Here is a 25553-nt window from a genome sequence, read left to right on the forward strand (position 1 = left end):
CTGACATGGGCGAAAAGATCGACCCGGACCTGTGGAGCGATGATCCGCAACCGCACCTGATGGGCGGTAAGCTGCCTTCGGGCGAGATCGTCTTTCCAATGCCGGTCGGCGACGCGGCCGAGGGCGTGGAACCTTACAAGCTGTCACGCCGCGGCAAGCTGTGGTCGTGGACTTCGCAGGGCTTCCTGCCCAAGGAGCCTTATGAAGGCCCCGGCAGCGGCCCCGGCGAAGGCCCGCCCGACTTTAAGCCCTTCCTGCTCGGCTATGTCGAACTGCCCGGCGAAGTGATCGTCGAAAGCCGGATTGTCGATGCGCGGCTGGAGGATCTGCATCTCGGCATGGATCTGGAGTTCTGCATCGTGCCGTTCAATGCGCGCTACGACACCTTCGCCTTCCGCCCCGTCTCCCAAGCTGAAAGTCAGGCCGCATGAGCGAGAACGTCTATATCATCGGTGCGGGCATCCATCCGTTCGGGCGCACGGACGGCCGGTCAGGCCGCGAACAGGGTGTTTATGCCGTGCGCGAGGCGCTGAAGGATGCGGGGCTCGAATGGCCCGATATCGAATGTGCCTATGGCGGCTCCGCTGCAGCGGGCAATGCCGATATCATGGTGAACGAGCTGGGGCTGACCTCGCTCCCCTTCACCAATGTCGCCAATGGCTGCGCCACCGGCGGCAGCGCACTTGCCGCCTCGCAGCAGGCGATTGCAAGCGGCATGTATGACCTCGCACTGGCGGTCGGCTTCGACAAGCACCCGCGCGGTGCGTTCAATGCCAAGCCCGCCGAATACGGCCTGCCCGAGTGGTACGGCCAGACCGGCATGATGCTGACGACGCAGTTCTTCGCCCTGAAGATCCAGCGCTACATGCAGCTTCATGGAATCAGCCGCACGACGCTGGGCCGGGTAGCCGAAAAGGCGTTCCGCAACGGCACGATCACACCTCACGCCTGGCGCCGCAGCCCGGTCGACCTCGACACGATCATGAACGCGCCGATGATCAACGACCCGTTGACCAAATACATGTTCTGCTCGCCGGCAGAGGGCGCGGTGGGGCTGATCCTCGCGAGCGAGAAGAAAATGAAGGAACTGGGCGCGGACGGGGTCAAGATCCGCGCGGTTTCGGTCAAAACCCGTCCGCCCAATTCCTTCGAGGTGTTCCAGGCCGGCATCAGCATCGAGGAAGGCGGCAAGCCCACCGTGCTCGCTTCGCAGGCAGCCTTCGAGAAGGCGGGCATCGGGCCCGAGGACATCTCGGTTGCGCAACTGCAGGACACCGAAAGCGGCGCGGAAATCATGCACATGGCCGAAAACGGCTTCTGCAAGGACGGCGAGCAGGAGGAATGGCTCGCGAACGGCTGGACCGAAATCAACGGCGGCAAGCTTCCGGTCAACACCGATGGCGGATGCCTCGCCTGTGGGGAGCCGATCGGGGCATCGGGTCTCAGGCAGGTCTATGAGAACGTCCAGCAGCTGCGCCAGCGCGCCGGCGAGCGGCAGGTGCCGGGCAAGCCCCGCTTCGGTTACAGTCACGTCTACGGCGCCCCCGGCCTGTCCGGCGTGGCGATTCTGGAGCGCGAATGAGCAGGATGCAGGGCAAGGTCGCGCTGGTTTCGGGCGGCGCGGAAGGGATCGGCGCGGCGGTCGCGCGCCTGATCGTGGGCGAGGGCGGCAGCGTCATGCTGGGCGATGTCCAGTTGGAAAAGGCGCAGGAACTGGCCGCCGAACTGGGTGAGCGCGCCGCCGCGACCCAACTCGATGTTCGCGATTTGCACCAGTGGGAAGCAGCCGTCTCTGCCACACGCGGCCATTTCGGCAAGCTTACCGTGCTTTGCAATATCGCCGGCATTTCCGAGCCGGGCAATGTTTCCGACGGGTCGCTCGACGTCTGGGAGCGCACCATCGACATCAATCTGAACGGCCCCTTCTATGGGATGCGCGCCGCGATCCCGGCGATGGAGGCAAGCGGCGAGCCTTGTGCAATCGTCAATATCGGCTCGATGATCGCGATGCGCCCTGCGGCTTTCGTTGCAGCCTACTCGGCGTCGAAAGCGGGCCTCAGGGGCCTGACGCAATCGGTCGCGCTCGACCTCGCCGAACGGGGCCTTCCGATCCGCGTCAACATGGTCCACCCGGGCGCAATCCGCACCCCGATGTACAACCGCTACAAGTTTTCGGGCGCCGACACGCCGGAGAACATCGAGACCAGTTTCGCCGCCACCCACCCGATGAACCGCATCGGCGAGCCCGAGGAAGTCGCCCGTGCCGTCGTGTTCCTCGCCAGCGACGAGGCAGGTTTTACCACCGGCTGCGATTTTACCGTCGATGGCGGCGGCAGCATCAGGAGCTGACATGGCAGAACAACCCGCCACCCGCATCGACGCGCATTTCATCGCCGCGGGCAAGTATCACGATATCGACTATCCGCGGCTCGAGATCCTCAAGCTGCTGGCCGAGCATCCACAGATCCGCACCACGGTGGCGGCGGATTATTCGGGGCTGGAGCGGCTCGACCAGTGCCGCTTTCTCATCACCTATACCTGCGACCTGATGCCGACCCCCGAACAGGCGCAGCAATTGCGCGCGTGGCTCGACAAGGGTGGCAAGTGGATGGCGCTCCACGGCACCAATTCGATCCTCGTCTTCACCGCCGAAGGCCTCGTCGATGCACCCGATGACCGTCCCGACGTGATGGAAATGCTCGGCACGCAGTTTGTTGCCCACCCGCCGATCGACAAATTTCCGGTCGAGGTGGTCAACAAGGACCACGAGCTGACCCGCGGCATCGCGGATTTCGAGGTGGTGGACGAGCTTTACCTGTCCAAGACCACCGCACCGATCGACACCCTGATGCAGACCACCTTCGAAGGCGAGGCGACCGGCTTCACGCAAAGCCAGTGGCCCAAGACCACGGTTCCTATCGTTTATACGAGGGATATCGGCAAAGGCCGCATCGTTTACAACGCGCTGGGCCATTGCCGGGGGCACTACGACCTTCCCGGCATGGTCGACTTCTACCCGCACAAGGAAATGTGCGCCTGGAATTACGACGTCTACTATGACCTGCTGCGGCGTTCGATCGCCTGGGCCATGCGGGACGGGGACTGAAGCTGGCAGGGCCGATGAGCCGTATCTGCCGGAGAACAAGTGGGATTGACTGACATGGACATGGACTTCTCCCCTGAGGACATCGCCTTCCGCGAGGAAGTGCGCGCTTTCCTGCGCGACAACCTGCCCGAACGCCTGCGCGACGGCGCACGGCGCACGCCCGGCGTGTTCGTGGAACCCGATATCGGGATGGAGTGGCACCGCATCCTCTACGAGAAAGGCTGGGTCGCCCCGCACTGGCCCAAGGAGGACGGCGGAACAGGGTGGACCCCGACGCAGAAATTCATCTTTGAAAAGGAATGCGCGCTTGCAGGGGCTCCCGCGCTCGCAATCCTCGGCCTGCGCCTCGTCGGCCCGGTGATCTGCGAGTTCGGGACACCCGAACAGAAGGCGCGCTTTCTGCCCGGCATCCTTTCGGGTAAGGATTACTGGTGCCAGGGCTATTCAGAGCCCGGTTCCGGTTCCGACCTTGCCAGCCTCAAGACCTCGGCCCGGCTGGAGGGCAATGAATATGTGATCAACGGCTCCAAGATCTGGACCACCCATGCCCACCATGCCGACTGGATCTTCGCACTGGTGCGGACCGATGCATCGGTAAAGAAGCAGGCCGGGATCAGCTTCCTGCTGGTGCCGATGGACCAGCCGGGCGTGGAAGTGACCCCGATCCATTCGATGTCGGGCGATCACGAGGTCAACGCGGTGTTCTTCACCGATGCACGAACCGCGGCGGAGAACCGCATCGGCGCGGAAGGCCAGGGCTGGAGCATCGCGAAGTTCCTGCTGGAGAATGAGCGCGGCGGATCGTGCTTTGCCCCCCGCCTGCTCCAGAGCATCGAGCGGTTGGAGGAACTGGCGCAGACCCAGCCCTCGGGCGTGAACGGCGCGATTGCGCATGACCCGCGTTTCCGCGACCGGCTCGCCCGTGTGCGGCTGGAGGCGGAGGCGCTCGAGGTGACCGAACTGCGGATCCTCGCCGAACTCGCCAAGGGCCGCGCACCCGGGCCGCAGACCTCGCTGGTCAAGCTGCTCGGCTCGAATATCGGCCAGCAGGTCGATGTGCTGCGCCTCGAACTGCTCGGCCCGGACGCGCTGCAATTGCCGCTGGAACGCCCGCTCTACGGTAACGAGGCGCCCGAACCAGTGGGCAGCGAAATGGCGCAGACGGCGATGGGCCGCTACCTCAACAATCGCGCCGCCACGATCTTCGGCGGATCGGACGAGGTGCAGAAGAACATCATCGCCAAGACCGTGCTCGGTCTCTGAGAGGACAGATAATGGACGTATCCAAGCTGATGTTCCGCGACGGCCTGATGAAGGGCGAGCGGATTCTTGTCACCGGCGGAGGCACGGGCCTCGGTCGCGAGATGGCCGAAGCCTTCCTCAAGCTCGGTGCGACCGTCTACATCTGCGGGCGACGCCAGAACAAGCTCGATGAAACCGCCGCCGAGCTGACCGCCCTCCACGCCAAGGATTCCGGCGGCAAGATCGTCGGCATGGCCTGCGATATCCGCGATCCGGATGCCATCCACGCGATGGTGGATGCGATCTGGGCGGACGGAGGCGCGCTGACCGGCGTCGTGAACAATGCGGCGGGCAACTTCATCAGCCGCACCGAAGACCTGTCGGTGAACGGCTTCAACGCCATTGCCGACATCGTGATGCGCGGCACCTTCTACGTCACGCTCGACATCGGCAAGCGGCTGATTGCGGAGAAGAAGAAGGCCAGCTTCCTGTCGATCCTCACCACCTGGGTGTGGTCGGGCAGCGCCTTCGTGGTGCCTTCCGCCATGTCGAAGACCGCGATCAACGCCATGACCCAGAGCCTCGCGACCGAATGGGGCCGCTATGGCCTGCGCTTCAACGCCATCGCCCCGGGCCTTTTCCCGACCAAGGGCATGAGCGCGCGGCTCAATCCGGGCGGGTCGGGCGGCAATTCGAACAACGCGATGAACCCGATGGGCCGGGCGGGCGAGATGCACGAGCTTGCCAACCTCGCGGTGTTCCTGATGGGGCCGGGCGCGGAGTATGTGAACGGGCAGACCATCGCGATCGACGGTGCGGGCTTCCAGGCAACCGGCGGGACCTTCTATCCGATGCTCCACGCGCTCGGCGATGCCGAATGGGAGCAGATGCGCGCGATGATCAAGGGCACCAACGCGAAGGACAAGGCGGAACGAACGGTCGGCTGACCGCTCGATTGCCCACGCAGGCTCAGCGCAGCATCCGGCGAACCGCCTGCCTGTCGCCATCGGAGAAGTGGCGCTTCAGCACGGCCAGCAGGTGCAGCGCCAGCGTGGCGTAGAACAGCAGCGGCAAGACCCAGGCATGGATCAGCCGCGCGGCGCCAGCGGCAGCGGGCCAGTCCGGCGCGGCGACCCTCCAACCGTAGAAATCGGCGCTGCCCCCTTGCGGCAGCAGATAGCCGCTCAGCGGAAAGGCCAGCAGCGCGCCGTAAAGACCGATATGGACGAGGCGTGCCAGACGATGTTCCCATGTGCCCGCTACAGCAAGCGGAGCGGGCGGCGGGCTCGCCATCAGCCAGCCAATGCGGCCGATGACAAGCACGAAAACGGTGATCCCGAGCGATTGATGCGCTGCGACGAAATCGCTGCGTTCCGGAGCGCTTTCGGGGAGCACGGCCATGAACAGCCCGATCGGCACGAGGCACAGCATCATGATCCCCATCGCCCAGTGAAATCCGCGCGACACGACGCCGAAACGGGCCTCGTCATTACGCAGCGGCAGCTGCTCGTGAACCGGGCGCCGGGTCTGCAACCATGCCGACCATAGCAGGAACAGCATTGCCACCGTCGCAATCACGGCCTGGGTGTTGAGAATGAACGGAGTGATCCGCACGATCAGCGGCGCACTCGCGGGAATGGCGGCAAAGGTTCCGTCGAGGTCGGCAAGGATGATCGAATAGACCATCATGAACAGCCCGGCGGCAGCAAGCAGTGTTCCCGCCACACGCAGCCAGCGCGCCTGTGCATTGAGCGTTAGCGCCAGCACCAGCGCCAGCGCCAGATATCCGATCCCCATTGGTGTTCCGCGTAAGTCTGCGAGTGGTAAGGGCCGGCCTATCGGGCGAGTGCGCGCCGTCTGTCAATCCGTCCGAACCGGCCTATCCCGCGGCAGCGTCGGCCAGCGCCTGCGCGGTCTTGTAGTCGGGCTTGCCGTTGTTGAGCCGCAGGGACTGGTCGGTGATCACGTAAAGGCGCGGGATCTTGTAGCCCGCCAGCCCGGCGCGGGCGTGGGCATCGAGCGCTTCCTCCGACACCTCGCTCTCCGGCTGCACCACCGCCACAACCTTCCTGCCGAAGCGCGGATCGGGCAGGCTCACCACCCGCACGTCATGTACCGCCGGATGATCGAGCAGCACCGCCTCGACCTCTTCGGGAAAGACCTTCTCGCCCCCGGTGTTGATGCACATATTGTCGCGGCCGATGAATTCTAGTGTGCCATCCGCCGCCCAGCGCGCGCGGTCGCCGGTCATCAGCCAGCGCTTGCCGCCGATCACCGGGAAGGTCTGGGCGTTCTTCTCGTCCTCGCCGAGATAGCCCAGCGGCAGCGGCCCGGTGCGTGCAACGATGCCGACGCTTGTCGACCCGGGGAGAATGGGCTGGAGGTTCTCGTCGAACAGCCCGGTCTCGCGCCCCGGCAGCGGTTGGAACTTGCCCCCGCCGCTGGAGCCCTGCGCGGTGGTGATGACGATCCCGGTGCCCGAACTTTCCGAAGAACCGAGCGCGTCGATGATCATCAGCGCCGGATGATGCGCGATGAGGCGCTGCTTCAGCGCGGGCGAGAAAACCGCGCCCGAGGAGGTGATGCTCCTGAGCGAGGCCAGCACCTCGGCCCCGTCGCCGCGCGCATCGAGCCGGTCGGCAAGCGGCAGGGCGAAGGCATCGCCGACGATGAACAGGCCCCTAGCCCCGATCCGCTTCACCTCGTCCAAGGCCAAATCGGGATCGAATTTCGGCGCGGGCAGCAGCGCCAGCGTGCCGCCTTTGAGCAGGTGGATCACGGCGGTGAACTGCCCCGCGCCGTGCATCAGCGGGGATAGCAGCAGCAGCGGCGAGGTGCTGGCGGGATGATCGGGGCCGATTGCCGCGGCCCGGGCGGCCTGTTCATCGAGCGATCCGGCGACGAAGGGCGGATTGCCCGGCCCCTGTTGCCACACCCCGATGCTGAAGGCCTGCCATGCCTGATCCATCGGCCACATCACCGCCTTGGGCATGCCGGTGGTGCCGCCGGTTGCGGTCAGGAACAGCGCCTGCGGGTCGTCATGGATGGCAAAACCGGCGGGCAGGGCGGTCTCGCACAGCCCCGTCCAGTCGGCGCTCCCGACATCGACCGTCAGCGTGCCATCGGGCATGGCCTCGCGCGCCGTCTCGGCAAAATCGCTTTCGGTGAACAGCGCCTTCAGCCCGAAGCGGGTGAAAATATCCGCCAGCTCACGCGTCTTGTAGTGGTAGTTGACGTTGACCGGCACCACCCCCGCCTTCACGCAGCCGAAATAGGCGAGCATGTAGTCGGGCGTGTTGCGCAGCATCTGCCCGGCAATGTCACCAGGCTTGAGGCCGCGCGCGGCGAGCCCGGCGGCAATGCGGTCGGTGAGCGCATCGAGCTCGCCCCAGCTGACCACCCGCCCGCCATGGACAAGCGCGGGCCGATCGGACGGGACTGTCTGTGCGAGGCGCTTCAACGCCACACAAAAATTCGCACCTGCAAAGCCCATTTCAGAATGTCTCCTCTCTCATTTTCGCTAGCCCCCGCGCAAACCTGTTTCCCCTACGTAAATGGAGAGGACATTCTCGGAAATTGCGCTAATGTCCCTGTGCGGGAGAACATTAGGAGAGGAGCGAGGCTGACAATGGCCCACAATGTTGTCGAGTTGCGGACGCCGCAAGGTCGCGAATCGCTTGAGCTTTTGCTCGACCAGGTGACGATTACCTGCCCCGAAGACATCCACGATGCCGCTGTCAATCTGGCGCGAATCGCGCAGGAGCGGGGCATGCAGATCGCGGTATGCGATGACATCTCTTCCAAGGAGCCGATGGTCGATGCCGACGGCACGATCCTCAACGCAGATATCTTCCGCTGGCTGGATGACGGTGCGCGCTGGTGGGAAGATCACCGGCTGGCGCTTCACTCGCCGCTGCCCCGCGCCTGCCGCTATGAAAGCGAGCCTTTCTGGGTAAACCGCCATGGCTTCAACACCCGCTGGCGCAATTCCTATCTCGACGAGATCGACCTTGCCGATTTCGAGAAGCGCGCGTTGTGCAAGGCCGCGATTGTCATTCCTGTGCACCTGCCGTTTGGCCAGATTTCCGCTTCGAGCTTCATCTCGATGGACCGCAACAAGGAAGACCTTGCCGCCGAATTCGCCGAATATGGCGCACTGTTCGCGATGGTGACGCGCTGCTTCGTCGCCGGTTACGTGCAGGCCAACCGCACCAAGCGGCGCATCCCGTCCGACTGCGTGCTGTCCAAGCGCGAGGTGGAATGCCTGCGCTGGGCCGCGATCGGCAAGACCGACAAGGAGATCAGCATGATCCTCAACCGGTCGCACGCCACGATCCGCTACCACATCCACCGCGCGGGCGAGAAGCTCGACTCAGTGAACCGCGCGCAGACGATCTTCAAGGCCGGGCAGCTCGGATATCTTGGAGCATCTGACTGAGCTTTCCGCTCCTCCCGCTTGAGGGAGGAGCGGGGCCTCACCCCAGCTTCCTCAGCGGCTCGCTGCCGTCCCATGCGGCGCAGGCGGCCTTGATAATTGCGAACAGATCGGGCCCGTCCTTGGCCTGCTGCAAGATCTCGACCAGCGTCCCCGGCCCCGTCCCGGGATCGACATAGATCACCTCGCTGGTGCCGAACCGCCCTTCGATCACCACTTCGGCCCCTTCGGCTTCGCAGACGCGGCGCGCCTCGGCGATGTCGTCCACCAGAATGCACACATGGTGCAGTCCGTTGCCGGTAGAGCCGTATTCGCCGCGATAGATCGAGGGGTGATCGTCACGCGGCCGGATCAGCTCGATCTGGATGTCGCCCCAATAGGCCAGCGCAAGGTCGAACACCGCGCCGGTCGGCTCGCCCTTGTATTTCATCCCGTCGAGATGGATACCCTCGATCAGGTGGAACGGCCCGACGCCCATGGTTTTCGTCCAGTGCGCGACCGCCGCATCGAAATCCTGCGGCACGAAAGCCAGCTGCATCACCTCGCCCAGCGCGGCAATCTTTCCGGTAAGCGCCATGTTCCTCTCCAATCCGCTAGGGTGACCCGCCTGCGAACCTGTGTGATATTCTCTCCGCACAATACTGCACAAAGTGCGAGGATGCTGGGACGAGGGACCACCCGAAAGGACGGAACAAGCCCGATGAACGAGATCAAGGACATTGCCCGCGGCGACCGTTGCCCGGGGATCAGCTATACCGACATGCTCAACGGCGACACGCGCCGCCCGCCCGATTACCTGTTCGAGGAAACCACGATCGAAATGGGCGACGAACCGCTGTCGGTGGCGCCCTATATCTCCGAGGAATTCGCCCGTCTCGAGCGCGAGAAAATGTGGCCCAATGTCTGGCTGTTCGCGGCGCGCGAGGACGAGATGCCCGACGCCGGCGATACGGTCGTGTTCGACATTGCCGGCAAGAGCTTCCTGCTGATCCGCCAGAAGGACGGCAGCGTGAAGGCGTTCTACAACGCCTGTCTCCACCGCGGCCGCAAACTGCGCACCGAAAGCGGCAATTCGATCCAGCTTCGCTGCCCCTTCCACGGTTTCACATGGCGCAATGACGGAAGCCTCAAGGAAATCCCCTGCGCCTGGGACTTCCCGCATCTCGAAGGCAAGGACATGAGCCTGCCCGAGGCGCGCGTCGAGCTTTGGCAGGGCTTCGTCATGCTGACAGAGAACCACGACCTGCCCGATTTCAAGACCTGGCTGGGCCCGGCAGCCTCGCATTACGAGCGCTACGACTTCGAAAACCGCTACACCGGCATGTGGGTGCAGAAGAAGATTCCGGCCAACTGGAAGGCGACGGCCGAGGCTTTCATGGAGGCCTGGCACTCCATCACCACGCACCCGCAACTGCTTGCCTTTCTTGGCGATGCCAACACGCGCTACGATCTGATCGGCGATCACTTCAACCGCGCGATCACGCCTTCCGGCGTGCTCAGCCCGCACGTGAAGGGCAAGAATTCGGATTACGTCCTCGAAAAAATGAACGAATTTTCGGGCGGGCAGGACGCGCGCACCAACCGGCGCTTCTCGGCCAGCGAGGGCGGAGAGGAAGGTTACGAGGCCGATGATCCGCTGGGCGCGCGCAAGCTGCTGGCCGAGGCCGGACGCAAGGGCTTTGCCGAGCAATACGGTTACGATTATTCGGAGGCCTCGGACACCGAGATCCTCGACAACTTCACCTACAACATCTTCCCCAATTTCTCGCCCTGGATCGGTTTCCTGCCCACGCTGGTCTACCGCTGGCTACCGGGCGACACGCCCGATTGGTGCATCATGGAAATCCGCCTGCTGTTCCCCACCCCCAAGGGCGAAAAACGCCCGCGCGCGGTGGAGCCGACCTATATCCCTGACGACGAACCTTTCGCCTGGGCGGCAGACAAGATGGGGCCGCAGCTTGCCAATGTGTTCGATCAGGACATGGCGAACCTGCCTTACGTTCAGGAAGGCATGAAGACGATGAAGGTCGGCCAGATGGAGCTGGGCCATTATCAGGACAGCCGCGTGCGCCATTTCCAGACCACGCTGAAGAAATATATCGACGGGGAACTGCCCGCGACTAAGTAGATCGCCATGGGCTTCTCCTTCGATCTCACCGGGCGCACCGCGCTCATCACCGGCGCGTCATCAGGCCTCGGCACCCGCTTCGGGCGCATCCTCGCGGCAAGCGGCGCGAATGTCGCCCTTGGAGCGCGCCGGGCCGACCGGCTCGCAACGCTCGCTGACGACATCGGTGCCCGGGCGGCCGCGGTGCAGATGGACGTCGCGCGCGAGGCCGACATCATCGCCGGGTTCGACGCGGCCGAGGCGGCGTTCGGCCCGGTCGATACGGTGATCGCCAATGCCGGCGTCGACGGCGCGGGCATGGCGACGACCATCTCCGAGGAGGAGATCGAGCAGACCCTCGCGATCAACCTCAAGGGTGCGATCCTGACCGCGCGCGAGGGGGCCAAGCGGATGATGGCGCATGGGGTCACCAAGGGCCGGATCGTGATGATCGCCTCGATCACCGCCTTCGAGCCTTCCCCGGGCCTCGTGGCCTATGCTGCCTCCAAGGCGGGCGTGGTGCAGGCCGGGCGCACGCTTGCGCGCGAATGGGCGCGAGCCGGAATCTGCGTCAACACCGTCTCCCCGGGCTACATCCGCACCGCGATCAATGATGCTTGGTTCGATACCGAACCCGGCAAGAAACAGATCGCGCGCTTCCCCAAGCGCCGCCTTATGGGCGAAGAGGGACTGGACGCGATTATCCTGTTCCTGTGTTCCGATGCCGCCGAGTTCGTCACCGGGGCGGATTTCGTGCTCGACGACGGGCAAACCCTATGACCTGCAGGCAGATCTCGCTCGCTGCCGGGATCATGCCCGAGGCCACGCCTCGCCAGTTGATCGAAGCGGCGGCGGCCAGCGATTTCGACTTCGGCGGGATGTGGGTGGAACGCGAGACATGGACGCCTGCCACCACCCGCGCAATGCGCGCACAGGCCCGAGATGCCGGGGTCGAACTGCTCGACTGCGAAGTGGCGTGGATCATGCCGGGCGCCCCCGATCCGTGGCTCACCGAACTGGTCGAAATCGCCGCCGAGCTGCGCGCGAAGAACCTGCTTTGCGTCTCGAGCGACCCGGACATGGCCGCCACCACCGCCAAGTTTCAGGCGATGGTCGACCGCGCCAAAGGCACCGGCGTCAGGGTCAATCTCGAATTCGGCATCTTCACCGAGGTGAAGACCATCCAGATGGCCCGCTCGATCCTTGAGAATGTCGAGGGCGAGGCCAAGGCACTTCTGGTCGATACACTCCACTGGTCGCGCTCGGGCGCGACGGCGGAGGATCTGGCGGCAATCCCGCGCGATTGGCTTTCCTATTGCCAGCCCTGCGACGCTCCCGCCCAAGGGCCAGACCTTGCGAATTTCGATGCCGTCATCGACGATGCGATCAACCGCCGGATGCCGCTGGGCCAAGGCGGGCTGGCGCTGGCCGCGATGGTCGATGCCCTGCCGCACCATCTGCCCATGGCCATCGAGGAACGCTCCGCAGCCCTGCGCGAAGCCTTCCCCGACCTCAACCAGCGCGCCCGCGAAGTCGCGCGCACCAGCCGCGCGTGGCTCGCCGCACGCGGCTGAGGCTTACGCCCGCGCGGCGACCTGGGCTGCGTCGAAGTAGTGGATACGAAGCTCTTTCAGTAGCCCGTCCTCGAAACTGCCTGCCTCGCACACGGTCTGCCTGAAGGGGGCCGAGCCATCCTTGGGGTGCATGGTCAGGCTCAGCACCACAACCGCCCATGTGTCGCCGCCCGTGATGTCGTGGATATCGACCTTTGCCTCTTGCCACGTGCCATACATCGCGGCGGCGCAGCGCTGAAGCGCATCACGCCCACGCCACTCACCCGCGAACGGCAGGCTGTTGGCCTCGTGGAGCACGAAATCGGGGTGCAGCAGGCTTGCCACCCTGTCCCAATCGCGCGCGCCAGCCGCCGCATAGACGGCTGCCAGCATCTCGCGGGGAGTTGCCGCCAAGGTCAGCCCTCGTCGATCGTGCCGATCAGGTCGCCGACCTTGTAGACCGCGCCTTCCTCGCCCGTCGGGTGAATGATGCCGCTGGCCTGGGCTTCGATCTCGGTCGTGCTCTTGTCGGTCTCGACAGTATAGATGATCTCGCCCTTCTCGACACGCTCGCCATCGCCGAACATCCATTCGACGAGAGTCATTTCAACAGCGCTCATGCCGAGCTTGGGGATACGGATTTCGGATGCCATTTAGAGTTTCCCCATCGAGGCCTTGATCTGTTCGACAATCTGCGGCTTGGTCGGGATCCAGGCCTGTTCCAGGTGCGAGGCGAAGGGCACGGCAGAGAAAGTTCCGCCGATCCGCCGCACCGGGCCTTTCAGATCGTCCCAGCACTTTTCCTGGATATTCGCGGCAAGCTCCGCGCCGGTGCCGAAGGGACGCACGGCTTCGTGCAAGGTCAGCGCGCGGCCGGTCTTGCGGACGCTCGCCAGCACGGTCGCCTCGTCATAGGGGGCGATGGTGCGCAGGTCGACGACCTCCACCGAAATGCCTTCCTTCTCGAGGTCTGCCGCCACATCGAGCGCATCCAGCACAGTGCGGCCATAGGTGATGATCGAGATGTCCGTGCCCTCGCGGGCAATCGCCGCCTTGCCGAGCGGGACGCGGTAGCCCGGGCCGGGGTCTTCGGCCTTGAGGCCGTAGCACAGGATGTTCTCGATGAAGATCACCGGATCATTGGCGTCGATGCTCGCCCGCATCAGCCCGCGCGCGTCCGCCGGGTTGGACGGAGTGACGACGTGGATGCCCGCAACGTGCGCAAACCACGCTTCCAGCATGTCGGAGTGCTGCCCGCCGAAACCGACACCGACGCCGGTGGTGGTGCGGATCACGATCGGGCACGGGGTCTGACCGCCCGACATGAAGCGCAGCTTGGCCGCGTGGTTGACGATCTGGTCCATGCACACGCCGACGAAGTTCATCAGCATGATTTCGGCAATCGGACGCTGCCCGGCGAGCGCGGCACCGACGGCGGCACCGATAATCGCCGTTTCCGAAATCGGCGTCGCGCGGATGCGGTGTTCGCCGTATTTCTCGGTGAGGCCGGCGGTGACCTTGAACACGCCCCCGCCCTGCTTGGCGGATACGTCCTCGCCGAGGCAGAACACACCCGGATCTTCGGCCATAGCCTCGTCGATCGCGAGGTTCAGCGCCTGGGTCATGGTGATCTGGGCCATCAGGCGGTCTCCTCCAGCACGTCCTTGTAGATTTCGTCGGTATCCGGCAGCGGCGCGGCCAATGCGTGTTCGACCGCCGCGTTGATCTGCGCGTCGATATCGGCAACGATGGCGTCCAGCTCTTCCTCGGTGAACTGGTGCTCCAGCATCACCTTGCGCAGCTTGGGCAGCGGGTCTTCGGCCTTCATTTCCGCGATGTGTTCGGGCGGCATGTAGCTGAAATCCGAGCCGAAGAAGTGGCCCATCATGCGGTAGCACATGGCCTCGACCAGCGTCGGGCCTTCACCGCGCCGTGCACGGTCGACCGCTTCCTTCACCGCCGGGTAGATCTGGTTGACGTCGTTCCCGTCGACCGTCACGCCCGGCATTCCGTAACCCGCCGCGCGGGACGCAATGTTGGGGCTGTCGGTGTGATCGGCGTAGGCCGTGTGCTCGCCGTAGCGGTTGTTCTGGCACAGGAACACGACGGGGAGCTTGTAGAGCTGGGCCATGTTCATTGCTTCGTGGAAGCCGCCGATATTGGCCGCGCCGTCCCCGAAGCTCACCAGCGTCACGCGCCCGTCGCCGTTATTCTGGCTCGCCATGGCAAGCCCGTTGGCGATCGGCAAGCCCGAACCAACCACGCCGGTCGTTACCATGATGCCGGTTTCGGGATCGGTGATGTGCATGGTGCCGCCCTTGCCCTTGCAAGTGCCGGTCGCCTTGCCGAGGCATTCGCCCCACCACTTCTCCATCGGGATGCCCTTGGCGGTCTGCTCGCCCTGTCCGCGGTAGGTGCAGACGACGTAATCGTCCTTCTCGAGCGCCGCCATCGCGGCCGCCGAGACCAGCTCCTGCCCGCGCACGCAGTAATACATCACCGCGACCTTGCCGCCCATCAGCAGCTCGCGGAACTTCTCGTCGGTGCGGTTCACCTTCATCGTGCGGGTGTAGATGTCGAGCAGCTTGTCGCGGTCGATCTGCGCCATGGTTTATCGCCTTGCTTGGGGGGTTAGAACTGGACGCGCTGGGTGAAGCCGCCGTCCACCACGATGTTCGCGCCGGTCATGTAGGGCACCGCCGGGCTCGCCACGAAGACGATCGCCTTGGCGACCTCGACCGGTTCGCCGAAACGGCCCGTTGGCATCTTGGCGAGGGTCGCGTCGAACAGCGGCTTCATGTGCTCCTCGATCACTTCCCAGTTGCCGCCCTTGTAATAGACCGCGCCGGGGCTGACCGTGTTCACCCGGATACCCTTGGCGGCCATCGCCTGCGAAAGCTGCGAGGCATAGGTGATCAGCGCGGCCTTGATCGCGTTGAAGGGGTTGGGGGCGATGAAGGTTTCGAGCGCGGCGGTGGAGGACAGCATCACGATCGAGCCGGTGCCCGAGGCTTCGAGGTAAGGGGTGAGCGTTTCGACCGCATAGGCCGCGCCCTTGAGGTCCATGTCGAGGCAGGCCTGCCAGTCCCCCGCCCCGCCGGTGCCCGAGGCGCTCGCGGTGTGGACGAAGATATCGCAGCCGCCCAGTTCCTTGACGGCCTTTTCGAGCCACGCCTGATAGGCTTCGGTGCCCGAGGCCATGTCGAACACCTCGGCAAACACCTTGCCGGGGCCAGCGGCATCGATTTCGGCCTTCGCGGCCTCGATCTTGTCTTCCTTGCGCGAGAAGAAAGCGACGTCAGCGCCTTCGGCGGCAAACAGCTTCAGGGATTGCAGCCCAAGGCCATGCGCCCCGCCGTTCATGATGACCTTCTTGCCCTTGAGTCCCAGATCCATAGCGCCTCTCCCCGGCTTTTGGTTGTGGGAAGAGGGGATAGCCGAGGCTGGGAGCGGGGCGTATCGTCAATTTTGTTGGGATGGGGAGTATTGAAGTCCATGGGTCGCGAGGCAACCACAAGCTCGACTGCCCTCGAATAGCGGAGCGATAGGGTGCACAAAAACACGCGCCCGCAGGTGCCCGGAACGTAGCGCAGTGGAGGAATGGCACCGAGGACGCTCGCACGGAGGTGCGAGCGAAACCGCAAGGACTCCATTTCCGGCCTTCAGCCGGAAATGGTGCTGCTGGGGAGGATTGAACTCCCGACCTCACCCTTACCAAGGGTGCGCTCTACCACTGAGCTACAGCAGCGCCGGAAACAGGCGCGCCCTATTGTCGCGCCGCCTCGCATTGTCAAGCGAAGGCTTGAGACCGCGCGACATATCTGCAAGGCGTTTCGCATGAGTGAAGAGCCCCGCAAGAATCTTTCCCGCGAGGAGCGTCTCGCAGCCAAGCTGCGCGAAAATCTGCGCCGCAGGAAGGCGCAAGCTCGTGCCTTGAGCGATTCGGATGCGGCAAATGCAACGGAATCGCTTCCCAATCCGGCCAGCGAAAGCTAACCCCGCGCGCTCCAACGCTGAAGACGAAAGCCGCAATGCCCAAGCTCATCCTCGTCCGCCACGGCCAGAGCCAGTGGAACCTTGAAAACCGCTTCACCGGCTGGTGGGATGTCGATCTCACCGATCAGGGTGTAGCCGAAGCCGTCGCGGCTGGCGCGCTGCTGAAAGACAAGGACGTGCTGCCGTCGCGAGCCTTCACCTCGCTCCAGACCCGTGCGATCAAGACGCTGCACCTGGCGCTGGAAGCCGCAGGCCGGCTGTGGATCCCCGAGACCAAGGACTGGCGCCTGAACGAACGCCACTATGGCGGCCTCACCGGTCTCGACAAGCAGGAAACCCGCGAGAAGCACGGCGATGAACAGGTGCATATCTGGCGCCGCAGCTTTGACGTGCCGCCGCCGCCGCTGGAGGCGGGCAGCGCCTATGATCTCGCCAGTGACCCGCGCTATGCGGGGATCCCGATCCCCAACACCGAAAGCCTCAAGCTGACGATTGAGCGCGTGCTGCCCTATTGGGAAAGCGCCATCCTGCCGGTGCTGGCCAGCGGCGAGACGGTGATCATCTCGGCTCACGGCAACTCCCTGCGCGCGCTGGTCAAGCACCTGTCGGGCATATCCGACGAGGACATTACGGGCCTCGAGATTCCCACCGGCCAGCCGATCATCTATGAATTCGACGATGCTATGGTGCCGGGCGAGCGGTACTATCTGAAGGACGCATGATGGAAGTGACCGGGGGACGCGTCGCGATCGTGATGGGCAGCCAGTCCGACTGGCCGACCATGAAATGCGCTGCCGAGGTGCTCGACGAGCTCGAAGTGCCCTACGAGGCGCGGATCGTCTCGGCCCACCGTACCCCCGATCGCATGACCGCCTTCGCCAAGGGTGCGGAGGGCGAAGGCTTCGACGTCATCATCGCAGGCGCGGGCGGCGCGGCGCATCTGCCGGGCATGATCGCCAGCATGACACACCTGCCGGTGCTGGGCGTTCCGGTGCAGTCCAGGGCGCTGTCGGGCATGGATAGCCTGCTCTCGATCGTGCAGATGCCCGCCGGAATTCCGGTCGGCACGCTGGCAATCGGCGAGGCCGGGGCGAAGAACGCCGGGCTGATGGCGGCCGCAATCCTTGCGCTGGGCGACAAGGAGCTGTCCGAACGCCTGCAGGACTGGCGCGCCGCGAAAAGCGGTGCCGTCGGCGAGTTTCCGGAAGACTGATGCTGCCGCCCGGCTCCACCATTGGTATTCTCGGCGGCGGCCAGCTCGGCCGGATGATGGCCATGGCCGCGATGCAGCTCGGCTATCGCTGCATCGCCTACGCCCCGCCGGGCGACAATGTCGCTGCGGACGCCTGCGCGGACATCTTCGAAAAGGGCTGGGGTGACCGCGTGGCACTCGCCGCCTTCGCGGCCAAGTGCGACGTGGTAACCTGGGAGTTCGAGAACGTCCCGCTTTCAGCAGTCGCGGCGATCTCCGGCAACCTGCTCGCTTGCCCGCCCCGCGCGCTCGAAGTGGCGCAGGATCGTCTGAACGAAAAGGGCTTTATTGCCCAGCTCGGCGGCACCTCGGCGCCCTATACCCGGGTCGAGAGCGACGAGGACTTCGTCCGCGCTCTCAACGCAGTCGGCACCCCCGGCATCCTGAAAACCGCCCGCGATGGCTATGACGGCAAGGGCCAGTGGCGCATCGCCTCGGACCGCGAGGCGAGCGGCGTGCGCTTCCCCGGCAAGCCCTGCATCTATGAAGGGCTGGTCGCCTTCGAAGCCGAGTTCTCGGTCATTCTCGTGCGCAGCCGTGAGGGCGAGGTGCGATTCTGGGATTCGACCGCCAACCGGCACGAGGGCGGGATGCTGGCGCAATCGGTTCTGCCGGCGGGCGCGCTGATCGAGGCGCAGGTGCCTCAGGCGCGCGAACTCGCCGCCAAGACCGCGCAGGCACTGGGCTATGTCGGGGTGCTGACGCTCGAATTCTTCGCGACGAAGGGTGGCCCGGTGTTCAACGAGATGGCCCCGCGCGTGCACAATTCCGGCCACTGGACGATCGAGGGCGCGGCCACCAGCCAGTTCGAAAACCACATCCGCGCCATTTGCGGCCTGCCGCTGGGCGGCACCGCGACGCGCTTTGCCAGCATCGACATGCGCAATATCGTCGGCGAAGATGCGCTGTCAGCGCACACTATCCTTGCCGAGGCGGGCGAGCCGCACCTGCACCTCTACGGCAAGCGCGAGGCGCGCGAGGGGCGCAAGATGGGCCATGTCACCCGCGTGGGGCATTCGCTCAAGTGAATCCCGAAATCGTCCTGATCTATGCCCGCGCCGCCAATGGCGCGATCGGGAATGAAGGCGACCTGCCATGGCGCCTGCCCGCCGACCTCAGGCGCTTCAAGGCGCTCACCATTGGCAAGCCGATGGTGATGGGCCGCAAGACCTTCGAGAGCCTGCCCGGCCTCTTGCCCGGGCGCCGCCACATCGTGCTCTCGCGCCGCGACTGCTTTACCGCCGAGGGCGCGGAGATGGCCGGTTCGGTCAAGGAGGCACTCGCACTGGCGGCCGAAGGCAACGAGAGCGACGAGGTCGCCATCATTGGCGGCGCGGCGATCTATGACGTGTTCATGCCGCTCGCGCGCCGGATCGAACTGACCCAGATCCACGCCGATTATCCGGGCGACACATTCATGGCCGAGCCGGGCCGCGACTGGGCGCTGACCGCGCGCGAGGATCATGCGGCTGAGGGCGAGCACCCCGCCTTCTCGTTCCTGACCTATCGCCGGGGACAGGGCTGATGCGCTGGCTCGATCACCGCAATGCGATCCCTGCCGCGCTGCGCGGCGCGGTCATCGCGCTCGGCAATTTCGACGGGTTCCACCGCGGGCATCAGGCGGTCGCGGGCGAGGCGATCCGCTGGGCGCAGGCCGAGGGCCGCCCTTCGATCATCGCCACCTTCGATCCGCACCCGGTGCGCTTCTTCCGCCCCGACGTGCCGCCGTTCCGTCTGACGACGCTCGAACAGCGACAGGAACTCTATCTGGCCGCGGGCGCGACCGCGATGCTGGTGTTCCACTTCGATGCCGAGCTGGCCGGAACGAGCGCGGAGGACTTCATCCGTACCATCCTGATCGACCGCTTCGGCGCGCACGGGGTCGTGACGGGGGGTGATTTCACCTTCGGCAAGGGCGCCAAGGGCAATGTCGAGCTGCTGCGCACCCTGGGCGCGGAACTGGGCCTGAAATCCCGCGTGGTCGAAGCGGTGGCGGAGGGAGGCGAGATCGTCTCCTCCAGCCGCATTCGGCAGGCGCTGCGTGACGGCGACCCGCAGCTGGCGGCGCGGCTGCTCACCCGCCACTTCGCCATCAGGGGCATTGTCGAGCACGGCGACAAGCGCGGGCGCACCATCGGCTATCCCACCGCCAACCTCGCGATCGACAACTACCTGCGTCCCAAGTACGGCATCTACGCCGTGACGGGCCGGATTCTGGCGACCGGTCAACTGCTCCATGGCGCAGCCAATATCGGCATCCGCCCGCAGTTCGAGCCACCCAAGGAGCTGCTCGAGCCCTATTTCTTCGACTTTTCGGGTGACCTGTATGGGCAGGAGATCGAAGTCGCCTTCCACCACTACCTGCGCGGCGAGGCGAAGTTCGACAGCCTCGAGGCGCTGATCGAACAGATGGACAAGGATTGCGCCGAGGCCCGCCGCCTTCTAAGCGCGCAGCCGCTATGACCGAAGACTCCAAGCAGCGCGATTACCGGGACACCGTCTTCCTGCCGAAGACCGATTTCCCCATGAAGGCCGGCCTCCCCCAGAAGGAGCCGGGCATTGCCGCGCGCTGGGAGCAGATCGGCCTCTATGATGCACTGCGCAAGGCCCGTCGCGGCCGCAAGAAGTTCATCCTCCATGATGGCCCGCCCTACGCCAATGGCGACATGCATATCGGCCATGCGCTCAACCACATCCTCAAGGACATGGTCTGCCGCACCCAGAACCTGCTGGGCCGCGACGCGCCTTACGTTCCGGGTTGGGACTGCCACGGCCTGCCCATCGAGTGGAAGGTCGAGGAGCAATACCGCAAGGAGAAGAAGAACAAGGACGAGGTTCCGCCGCGCGAATTCCGCGCCGAATGCCGCGCCTATGCCCAGAATTGGGTGAACGTGCAGCGCGAGCAGCTGAAGCGGCTCGGCATCATGGGCGACTGGGACAATCCGTACCTCACCATGGATTTCCAGGCCGAAGCCACCATCGTTGCCGAGCTGATGAAGTTCGCCGAGAACGGCAACCTCTATCGCGGGGCCAAGCCGGTGATGTGGTCCCCGGTCGAAAAGACCGCGCTGGCCGAGGCGGAGGTGGAGTACGAGGACATCACCTCGACCCAGATCGACGTGGCCTTCGAGATCGTCGAGAGCCCGATCCCCGAGCTGGTCGGCGCTCACGCGGTGATCTGGACGACGACGCCGTGGACGATCCCGGTGAACCAGGCTTTGGCTTATGGGCCGGAGGTAGCTTACTGGCTCATCAACGCCACAGACGGTCGGAAGTATCTCGTCGCTTTCGAACTCGTCGAGGCATTCTTGAAGCGTTCGGGCCTTGGGTTGCTTGATGAACCGGGTATGCCCGAGGACGCCGAGGAACTACTGCGTTATGGCCTGAGCAAGGCTTACAATGGCTCGCAGCTTGCCGGCACCCTCGCCCGTCACCCGATGCACCATCTCGGCGGGTTCTACGCGGCCCCGCGCCCGCTGCTGCCCGGCGACTTCGTCACCACCGACAGCGGCACCGGCCTCGTCCACATGGCGCCTGACCACGGCGAGGACGACTTCGACCTCTGCAAAGCGAACGGCATCAACCCCGTCTTCGCGGTGATGGACGACGGGCGCTACCGCGACGATTGGCCATGGCTCGGCTCGGCGGATGAGCGCCGCATGAGCGTCATCAACCCCAAGTTCAACGCGCCCGACGGCCCGATCTGCTCGGACCTCGCCGAAGCGGGCGCGCTGCTCGCCGCGAGCGCGGATTACGCGCACTCCTACCCGCATTCGTGGCGCTCCAAGGCCAAGGTGATCTTCCGTGCTACGGCGCAGTGGTTCGTGCCGATGGACCGGGTGATGGACTGGATCGAGCCCAAGACCCGCGCGGAAAAGGGCTGGGAGAACGAAGGCGGGGCGATCGACCCCTCCGAGGAAACCCTGTGCGCCTCCCCGACCCTGCGCGAACGGGCGATGGAGGAAATCGCGCGCGTCGAGTTCATCCCCGAAAAGGGCCGCAACCGCATCGGCGCGATGGTCGAAGGGCGGCCCGACTGGGTGCTCTCCCGCCAGCGCGCATGGGGCGTGCCGATCACGCTGTTCGTGCGGCCCGACGGCACCTATCTGCAAGATCCGGAAGTGAACCACCGCATCATCGCCGCCGTCATGCAGGACGGGGTCGATGCGTGGGACGAAGCGCGCAAGGCCGAATTCCTCGGCCCCGATTACAACCCAGACGATTTCGAGATGGTCACCGACATTCTCGACGTGTGGTTCGATTCGGGCTGCACCCACGCCTTCGTGCTCGAAAGCGGGCGCTGGCCCGACCTCACATGGCCCGCCAATCTCTACCTTGAAGGTAGCGACCAGCATCGCGGCTGGTTCCAGTCCTCGCTGCTGCAATCCAGCGCCACGCGGGGCCGCGCGCCCTATGATCAGGTGCTGACCCACGGCTTCACCATGGACGCCAAGGGCAAGAAGATGTCGAAGAGCCTCGGCAACACGGTCGATCCCTTGAAGGTGATGGAGACCTACGGCGCGGACATCATCCGGCTGTGGGCGCTTTCGGTCGATTTCACCGAGGATCACCGCATCGGCGACGAGATCCTCAAGGGCGTCGGCGATCAGTATCGCAAGCTGCGCAACACCTTCCGCTACCTGCTCGGCGCGCTCGACAGCTTCGTGGGCGACATGAGCGATGCGGGCGAATTGCCCGAGCTGGAGGTCTATATCCTCGCGCTGCTCAGCGAACTCGACGGCAAGCTGCGCAAGGCGGCGGAGGAATACGACTTCAACCTCTACACCCGGCTGCTGGTGGATTTCTGCAACGAGGACCTGTCGGCCTTCTTCTTCGATATTCGCAAGGACTCGCTCTACTGCGACGGGCCGGACAGCGTGACGCGCAACGCCTATCGCACCGTGCTCGACCTGCTGTTCCACGCGCTGGTGCGCTACGCCGCGCCGGTGCTGGTGTTCACGGCGGAGGAAGTGTGGCTCTCCCGCTATCCCGAGGATGGCGAGGAGGATGACGCGGGCCAGCGCGGTTCTGTGCACCTGCTCGAATGGCCGAGCGTGCCGGGCGTGCGTGCCGATGCCGCCAAGTGGGACGCGCTGAGGGCGCTGCGCGATCAGGTCAACGAGGCGATCGAACCGCTGCGGCGCGACAAGACCATCCGTTCGAGCCTTGAAGCAGAGGTCACCGTCCCAGCCGCCGCCGTGCCCGAAGGCGTCAGCGACGAGAGCCTCGCCGAATTGTTCATCACCGCGACAGTGACGCGCGGGCAGGGCGAGGCTGTGATCGTGACCAAGACCGCCCACCGCAAGTGCTCGCGCTGCTGGCGCCATCTGCCCGACGTGGCGGAAGAAGGCGCGCTGTGCGGGCGCTGCGATGAGGTGGTGGGCGCCATGGATGCAGGCGCGGCATGAGCGCACCTGTCACCCGCAACCGGCTGATCGGCCTCGCGCTCGCGGCGTTCATCGCGCTGGTCGACCAGGCGGTGAAGTTCTACGTCATCGGTCCGCTCGACCTGCGGCGCGTGCTGCATATCGACCTGCTGCCCTTCTTCGACCTCACCTATACCGAAAACCGCGGCATCTCGCTGGGCATGCTACAGGCCACCGACATGGAAACCCGGTGGCTGCTGGTGGCGATGACCGCGGCAATCGCGCTGGTGGTGCTGGTGTGGATGATGCGAGAAAAGCTGCTCGGCGACATTTTCGGCCTCGCGCTGATCCTCGGCGGGGCGCTCGGCAATATCCGCGATCGCTATGATCTGGGCTATGTCATCGACTATGCCGATTTCCACATCGGCGACTTCCGCCCGTTCCTGATCTTCAACATCGCCGATGCCGCCATTACCATCGGTGTCGTCATTATCCTTGCCCGCAGCCTGTTCGTGCGCGACAAGGGAGAAACCGAAACCGGGGATGCATCCCGTGGAGAGACTTCAGATGCGTAAACTTGCACCCGTTATCATGCTGGCAGGAAGCACGGCGATGCTGGCGGCTTGCGGCGCTGGCGGCGGCATTTTCAACCGCGACCGGCCTGACGAATTCGCGGTGCAGCGCCAGGCGCCGCTGGTCGTGCCACCCGATTTCACCCTGACCCCGCCCGCCCCCGGCGCCCCGCGCCCGACCGAAGGCACCGCGGCCGAGCAGGCTCTGGAAGCCCTGTTTGGCGGCCCTGCGCCGCGCAGCAGGATCGAGACCAGCCTGATCGACCGTGCGGGCAGCGCCGACCCGTCGATCCGCAGCACCGCGGGCGACACCGGCACCAATACCGTAGCCAAGGGCCGCGTCACCCGCGACATCATCGCCGCTCCGGAAGGCGACGGGCAGTCGGCCTCGACAGTAATCCCGAGCGCCTGATAAAAGCAGGCTAGTCAATCACGGCAGTGCGTCGCTGCAATTAGTCGCGCTGCGAGAGCAACGGCGGCCGCCGGCCCGCAGCGCTGGAGGCCTGAGGATTTCGGATCGCGGCGGCGATGCGGAAAACAGTCAATCTTCGCTGGTCACGGGCGTGACCAGCAGCTTGTCGATCCGGCGGCCGTCCATGTCGATCACCTCGAAGCGCCAGCCCTGGTCGTGGAAATGCTCACCCTCGACAGGCAGCTTCTTGAGCACCGACAGGGCATAGCCTGCTGCCGTGCCGAACTCCCGGTTCTCGCCGTAATCGAGCCCCAGCCGATCGGCCAGCGCATCGGCGGAGAGCGAGCCGGCGACCAGCAACGTGCCGTCCTCGCGCTCGACCACCTGCGGCAGGTCGCCTTCGTCCTGATCGCTCGCAAAGGTGCCGACGATCGCGGTCAGCAGGTCGACCGGGGTGACGATGCCTTCGAAATGCCCGTATTCGTCATGGACCAGCGCCATCGCCACTTCGGATGATTGCAGTACCCGCAAGGCGTCCATCGCATCGAGCTGGTCAGGCACCACCTCGACCCGCTTCATCATCCCGCGGATCGACACCGGCTCGCCCGCCACCATGGCGGCCAGCACCTCGCGCACCTTCACCACGCCGAGAATGGTGTCGGGCGAGCCTTCGGCGACCGGCATCAACGAGTGGGGGCTTTCCTCGATCGTCTCGCGGATTTCGGCAAGGTCGGCGTCGGCCTCGATCCAGTCGACCTCGGTGCGCGGGGTCATCATTTCGCGCACCGGGCGTTCTGCAAGGCGGACCACGCCGGTCAGGATCTGGCGCTGGTCGGCCTCGATCACGCCCGAACGGGTCGCCTCGGCAAAGATCATCTGCAATTCCTCGGCAGTGACCGAGGCCTCGCCCCGCTCGCGCAGGCCGAACAGCGCGATCACGCCCGCCGAGCTCTTGTCGAGCAGCCATACAAGCGGGGCCGCCGCGCGCGCGACAAATGCCATCGGTCGCGCCATCACCAGCGACACGGGCACCGCCGCACGCAAGGCCAGTTGCTTGGGCACCAGTTCGCCGACGATCAGGCTGAGATAGGTGGTCAGCGCGATCACCAGCGCGAAGCCGGTCTCGTCGGCATAGCGCGGCGGCAGGCCGAGCGCTGCGAGCCGTTCCCCGACAGGCCCGCCTAGCGAAGCCCCCGAATAGGCCCCGGCGACGATCCCGATCAGGGTAATCCCGATCTGCACGGTGGAGAGGAACTTGCCCGGATCGGCTGCAAGGCGGATGGCGGTGCGCGCGCCGACGGAACCCGCCTCGGCCCGCGCCTCAAGCGCGCTGGTCTTGGCCGAGACGATGGCGAGTTCGGACATGGCGAACACACCGTTGAGCACGATCAGCGCGACGATGATCGCAAGGTCGGTCCAGGGAAAAGGTGTCACGGTGCCTGCGCTAGCACAAAAGCCCCGCGATGCCAGCCGCCGGAATTGGGACGGCAGCGGAATTCCTTGTCGCAAGTT

The 25553-nt window shown here is 65.1% G+C and carries 28 protein-coding genes and 1 tRNA gene; 19 read left to right on the plus strand and 10 right to left on the minus strand.

Annotated elements, in window-relative coordinates; translation table 11 throughout:
* The first annotated feature begins 5 nt into the window (after positions 1-5).
* Genes I603_RS09200 through I603_RS09225 form a run of 6 tightly spaced genes read left to right on the plus strand, consistent with a single transcriptional unit; the run spans position 6 to position 5295 of the window.
* Positions 6-431 carry an OB-fold domain-containing protein gene (locus I603_RS09200; RefSeq protein WP_068864771.1) on the plus strand — a complete coding sequence of 142 codons (426 nt, stop codon included), beginning with the start codon at positions 6-8 and terminating at the stop codon, positions 429-431.
* Positions 428-1582, plus strand: a complete 1155-nt coding sequence (locus I603_RS09205) for a thiolase family protein (RefSeq protein WP_068864345.1) — start codon at positions 428-430, stop codon at positions 1580-1582. Before I603_RS09200 ends, I603_RS09205 begins: the two co-directional genes overlap by 4 nt.
* Positions 1579-2349, plus strand: coding sequence for an SDR family NAD(P)-dependent oxidoreductase (locus I603_RS09210; protein ID WP_068864346.1), 771 nt, complete (start codon positions 1579-1581; stop codon positions 2347-2349). The genes I603_RS09205 and I603_RS09210 overlap by 4 nt, the downstream gene beginning before the upstream one ends.
* A 1-nt stretch (position 2350) precedes the next feature.
* Entirely contained in the window at positions 2351-3106 is a 756-nt protein-coding gene (locus tag I603_RS09215; protein ID WP_068864348.1) for a ThuA domain-containing protein, read from the plus strand.
* A gap of 54 nt (positions 3107-3160) precedes the next feature.
* Positions 3161-4369 (plus strand): acyl-CoA dehydrogenase family protein, encoded by a 1209-nt coding sequence (locus I603_RS09220; protein WP_068864350.1) that lies wholly within the window; start codon positions 3161-3163, stop codon positions 4367-4369.
* Between the two features lie 11 nt (positions 4370-4380).
* Positions 4381-5295 carry an SDR family oxidoreductase gene (locus I603_RS09225; protein WP_068864352.1) on the plus strand — a complete coding sequence of 305 codons (915 nt, stop codon included), beginning with the start codon at positions 4381-4383 and terminating at the stop codon, positions 5293-5295.
* Positions 5296-5317: 22 nt separating this feature from the next.
* Here I603_RS09225 and I603_RS09230 read toward each other — a convergent pair whose 3' ends face one another.
* Both I603_RS09230 and I603_RS09235 read right to left on the minus strand, forming a co-directional pair.
* Positions 5318-6145 (minus strand): cytochrome b, encoded by an 828-nt coding sequence (locus tag I603_RS09230; RefSeq protein ID WP_068864354.1) that lies wholly within the window; start codon positions 6143-6145, stop codon positions 5318-5320.
* An 82-nt stretch (positions 6146-6227) separates the two neighbouring features.
* Positions 6228-7808 carry an AMP-binding protein gene (locus tag I603_RS09235; RefSeq protein WP_198157240.1) on the minus strand — a complete coding sequence of 527 codons (1581 nt, stop codon included), beginning with the start codon at positions 7806-7808 and terminating at the stop codon, positions 6228-6230.
* Positions 7809-7976: 168 nt separating this feature from the next.
* Between I603_RS09235 and I603_RS09240 the strand changes: the two genes are divergently transcribed.
* Entirely contained in the window at positions 7977-8786 is an 810-nt protein-coding gene (locus I603_RS09240; RefSeq protein ID WP_068864358.1) for a helix-turn-helix transcriptional regulator, read from the plus strand.
* 37 nt (positions 8787-8823) lie between these two features.
* Here I603_RS09240 and I603_RS09245 read toward each other — a convergent pair whose 3' ends face one another.
* Positions 8824-9360: a VOC family protein gene (locus I603_RS09245; protein ID WP_068864360.1), complete on the minus strand. Its 537-nt coding sequence runs from the start codon at positions 9358-9360 to the stop codon at positions 8824-8826.
* Positions 9361-9483: 123 nt separating this feature from the next.
* Between I603_RS09245 and I603_RS09250 the strand changes: the two genes are divergently transcribed.
* The 3 genes from I603_RS09250 to I603_RS09260 are packed head-to-tail and all read left to right on the plus strand — an operon-like array spanning position 9484 to position 12464.
* Positions 9484-10911 (plus strand): aromatic ring-hydroxylating oxygenase subunit alpha, encoded by a 1428-nt coding sequence (locus I603_RS09250; protein WP_068864362.1) that lies wholly within the window; start codon positions 9484-9486, stop codon positions 10909-10911.
* 6 nt (positions 10912-10917) lie between these two features.
* The gene (locus I603_RS09255) at positions 10918-11670 is read left to right on the plus strand and encodes an SDR family NAD(P)-dependent oxidoreductase (RefSeq protein ID WP_068864364.1); all 753 of its coding nucleotides are present in this window, start codon (positions 10918-10920) and stop codon (positions 11668-11670) included.
* Complete coding sequence (locus I603_RS09260) at positions 11667-12464, plus strand: sugar phosphate isomerase/epimerase family protein (protein WP_068864366.1); 798 nt, start codon at positions 11667-11669, stop codon at positions 12462-12464. Before I603_RS09255 ends, I603_RS09260 begins: the two co-directional genes overlap by 4 nt.
* 3 nt (positions 12465-12467) lie before the next feature.
* Here I603_RS09260 and I603_RS09265 read toward each other — a convergent pair whose 3' ends face one another.
* From I603_RS09265 to I603_RS09290, 6 genes are all read right to left on the minus strand, one after another.
* Positions 12468-12857, minus strand: coding sequence for a nuclear transport factor 2 family protein (locus tag I603_RS09265; protein ID WP_143736695.1), 390 nt, complete (start codon positions 12855-12857; stop codon positions 12468-12470).
* 2 nt (positions 12858-12859) lie between these two features.
* A complete protein-coding gene (locus I603_RS09270; RefSeq protein WP_068864369.1) occupies positions 12860-13096 on the minus strand; it encodes a biotin/lipoyl-containing protein in 237 nt (78 codons plus the stop codon).
* Positions 13097-14083 carry an alpha-ketoacid dehydrogenase subunit beta gene (locus I603_RS09275; RefSeq protein ID WP_068864371.1) on the minus strand — a complete coding sequence of 329 codons (987 nt, stop codon included), beginning with the start codon at positions 14081-14083 and terminating at the stop codon, positions 13097-13099. It abuts the gene before it with no gap.
* Positions 14083-15051 carry a thiamine pyrophosphate-dependent dehydrogenase E1 component subunit alpha gene (locus tag I603_RS09280; protein ID WP_068864373.1) on the minus strand — a complete coding sequence of 323 codons (969 nt, stop codon included), beginning with the start codon at positions 15049-15051 and terminating at the stop codon, positions 14083-14085. The genes I603_RS09275 and I603_RS09280 overlap by 1 nt, the downstream gene beginning before the upstream one ends.
* A gap of 23 nt (positions 15052-15074) precedes the next feature.
* Positions 15075-15839 carry an SDR family NAD(P)-dependent oxidoreductase gene (locus tag I603_RS09285; RefSeq protein WP_068864375.1) on the minus strand — a complete coding sequence of 255 codons (765 nt, stop codon included), beginning with the start codon at positions 15837-15839 and terminating at the stop codon, positions 15075-15077.
* A 277-nt stretch (positions 15840-16116) separates the two neighbouring features.
* A tRNA-Thr gene (locus tag I603_RS09290) sits at positions 16117-16191 on the minus strand.
* Between the two features lie 89 nt (positions 16192-16280).
* Between I603_RS09290 and I603_RS14710 the strand changes: the two genes are divergently transcribed.
* From I603_RS14710 to I603_RS09330, 9 genes are read left to right on the plus strand one after another with little or no spacing between them, the layout of a single operon-like run.
* Complete coding sequence (locus I603_RS14710) at positions 16281-16439, plus strand: hypothetical protein (protein WP_169711369.1); 159 nt, start codon at positions 16281-16283, stop codon at positions 16437-16439.
* Between the two features lie 35 nt (positions 16440-16474).
* Entirely contained in the window at positions 16475-17161 is a 687-nt protein-coding gene (gene gpmA, locus I603_RS09295) for a 2,3-diphosphoglycerate-dependent phosphoglycerate mutase (RefSeq protein WP_068864377.1), read from the plus strand.
* Complete coding sequence (gene purE, locus I603_RS09300; RefSeq protein WP_086621928.1) at positions 17161-17652, plus strand: 5-(carboxyamino)imidazole ribonucleotide mutase; 492 nt, start codon at positions 17161-17163, stop codon at positions 17650-17652. Before gpmA ends, purE begins: the two co-directional genes overlap by 1 nt.
* Positions 17652-18719, plus strand: a complete 1068-nt coding sequence (locus I603_RS09305) for a 5-(carboxyamino)imidazole ribonucleotide synthase (protein ID WP_068864380.1) — start codon at positions 17652-17654, stop codon at positions 18717-18719. Before purE ends, I603_RS09305 begins: the two co-directional genes overlap by 1 nt.
* Entirely contained in the window at positions 18716-19216 is a 501-nt protein-coding gene (locus I603_RS09310; protein ID WP_068864382.1) for a dihydrofolate reductase, read from the plus strand. Before I603_RS09305 ends, I603_RS09310 begins: the two co-directional genes overlap by 4 nt.
* A complete protein-coding gene (locus I603_RS09315; RefSeq protein ID WP_068864384.1) occupies positions 19216-20154 on the plus strand; it encodes a bifunctional riboflavin kinase/FAD synthetase in 939 nt (312 codons plus the stop codon). Before I603_RS09310 ends, I603_RS09315 begins: the two co-directional genes overlap by 1 nt.
* The gene (gene ileS / locus I603_RS09320) at positions 20151-23099 is read left to right on the plus strand and encodes an isoleucine--tRNA ligase (RefSeq protein WP_068864386.1); all 2949 of its coding nucleotides are present in this window, start codon (positions 20151-20153) and stop codon (positions 23097-23099) included. Before I603_RS09315 ends, ileS begins: the two co-directional genes overlap by 4 nt.
* Positions 23096-23632 carry a signal peptidase II gene (gene lspA, locus I603_RS09325; RefSeq protein ID WP_068864388.1) on the plus strand — a complete coding sequence of 179 codons (537 nt, stop codon included), beginning with the start codon at positions 23096-23098 and terminating at the stop codon, positions 23630-23632. Before ileS ends, lspA begins: the two co-directional genes overlap by 4 nt.
* Positions 23625-24041, plus strand: coding sequence for a DUF3035 domain-containing protein (locus I603_RS09330; protein WP_068864390.1), 417 nt, complete (start codon positions 23625-23627; stop codon positions 24039-24041). The genes lspA and I603_RS09330 overlap by 8 nt, the downstream gene beginning before the upstream one ends.
* A gap of 129 nt (positions 24042-24170) precedes the next feature.
* On the opposite strand, the gene I603_RS09335 is transcribed toward I603_RS09330, so the two are convergent.
* Positions 24171-25475 carry a hemolysin family protein gene (locus I603_RS09335; RefSeq protein WP_068864392.1) on the minus strand — a complete coding sequence of 435 codons (1305 nt, stop codon included), beginning with the start codon at positions 25473-25475 and terminating at the stop codon, positions 24171-24173.
* Between the last annotated feature and the right edge of the window lie 78 nt (positions 25476-25553).

Source organism: Erythrobacter dokdonensis DSW-74 (genome assembly GCF_001677335.1).
Taxonomy (GTDB): domain Bacteria; phylum Pseudomonadota; class Alphaproteobacteria; order Sphingomonadales; family Sphingomonadaceae; genus Erythrobacter; species Erythrobacter dokdonensis.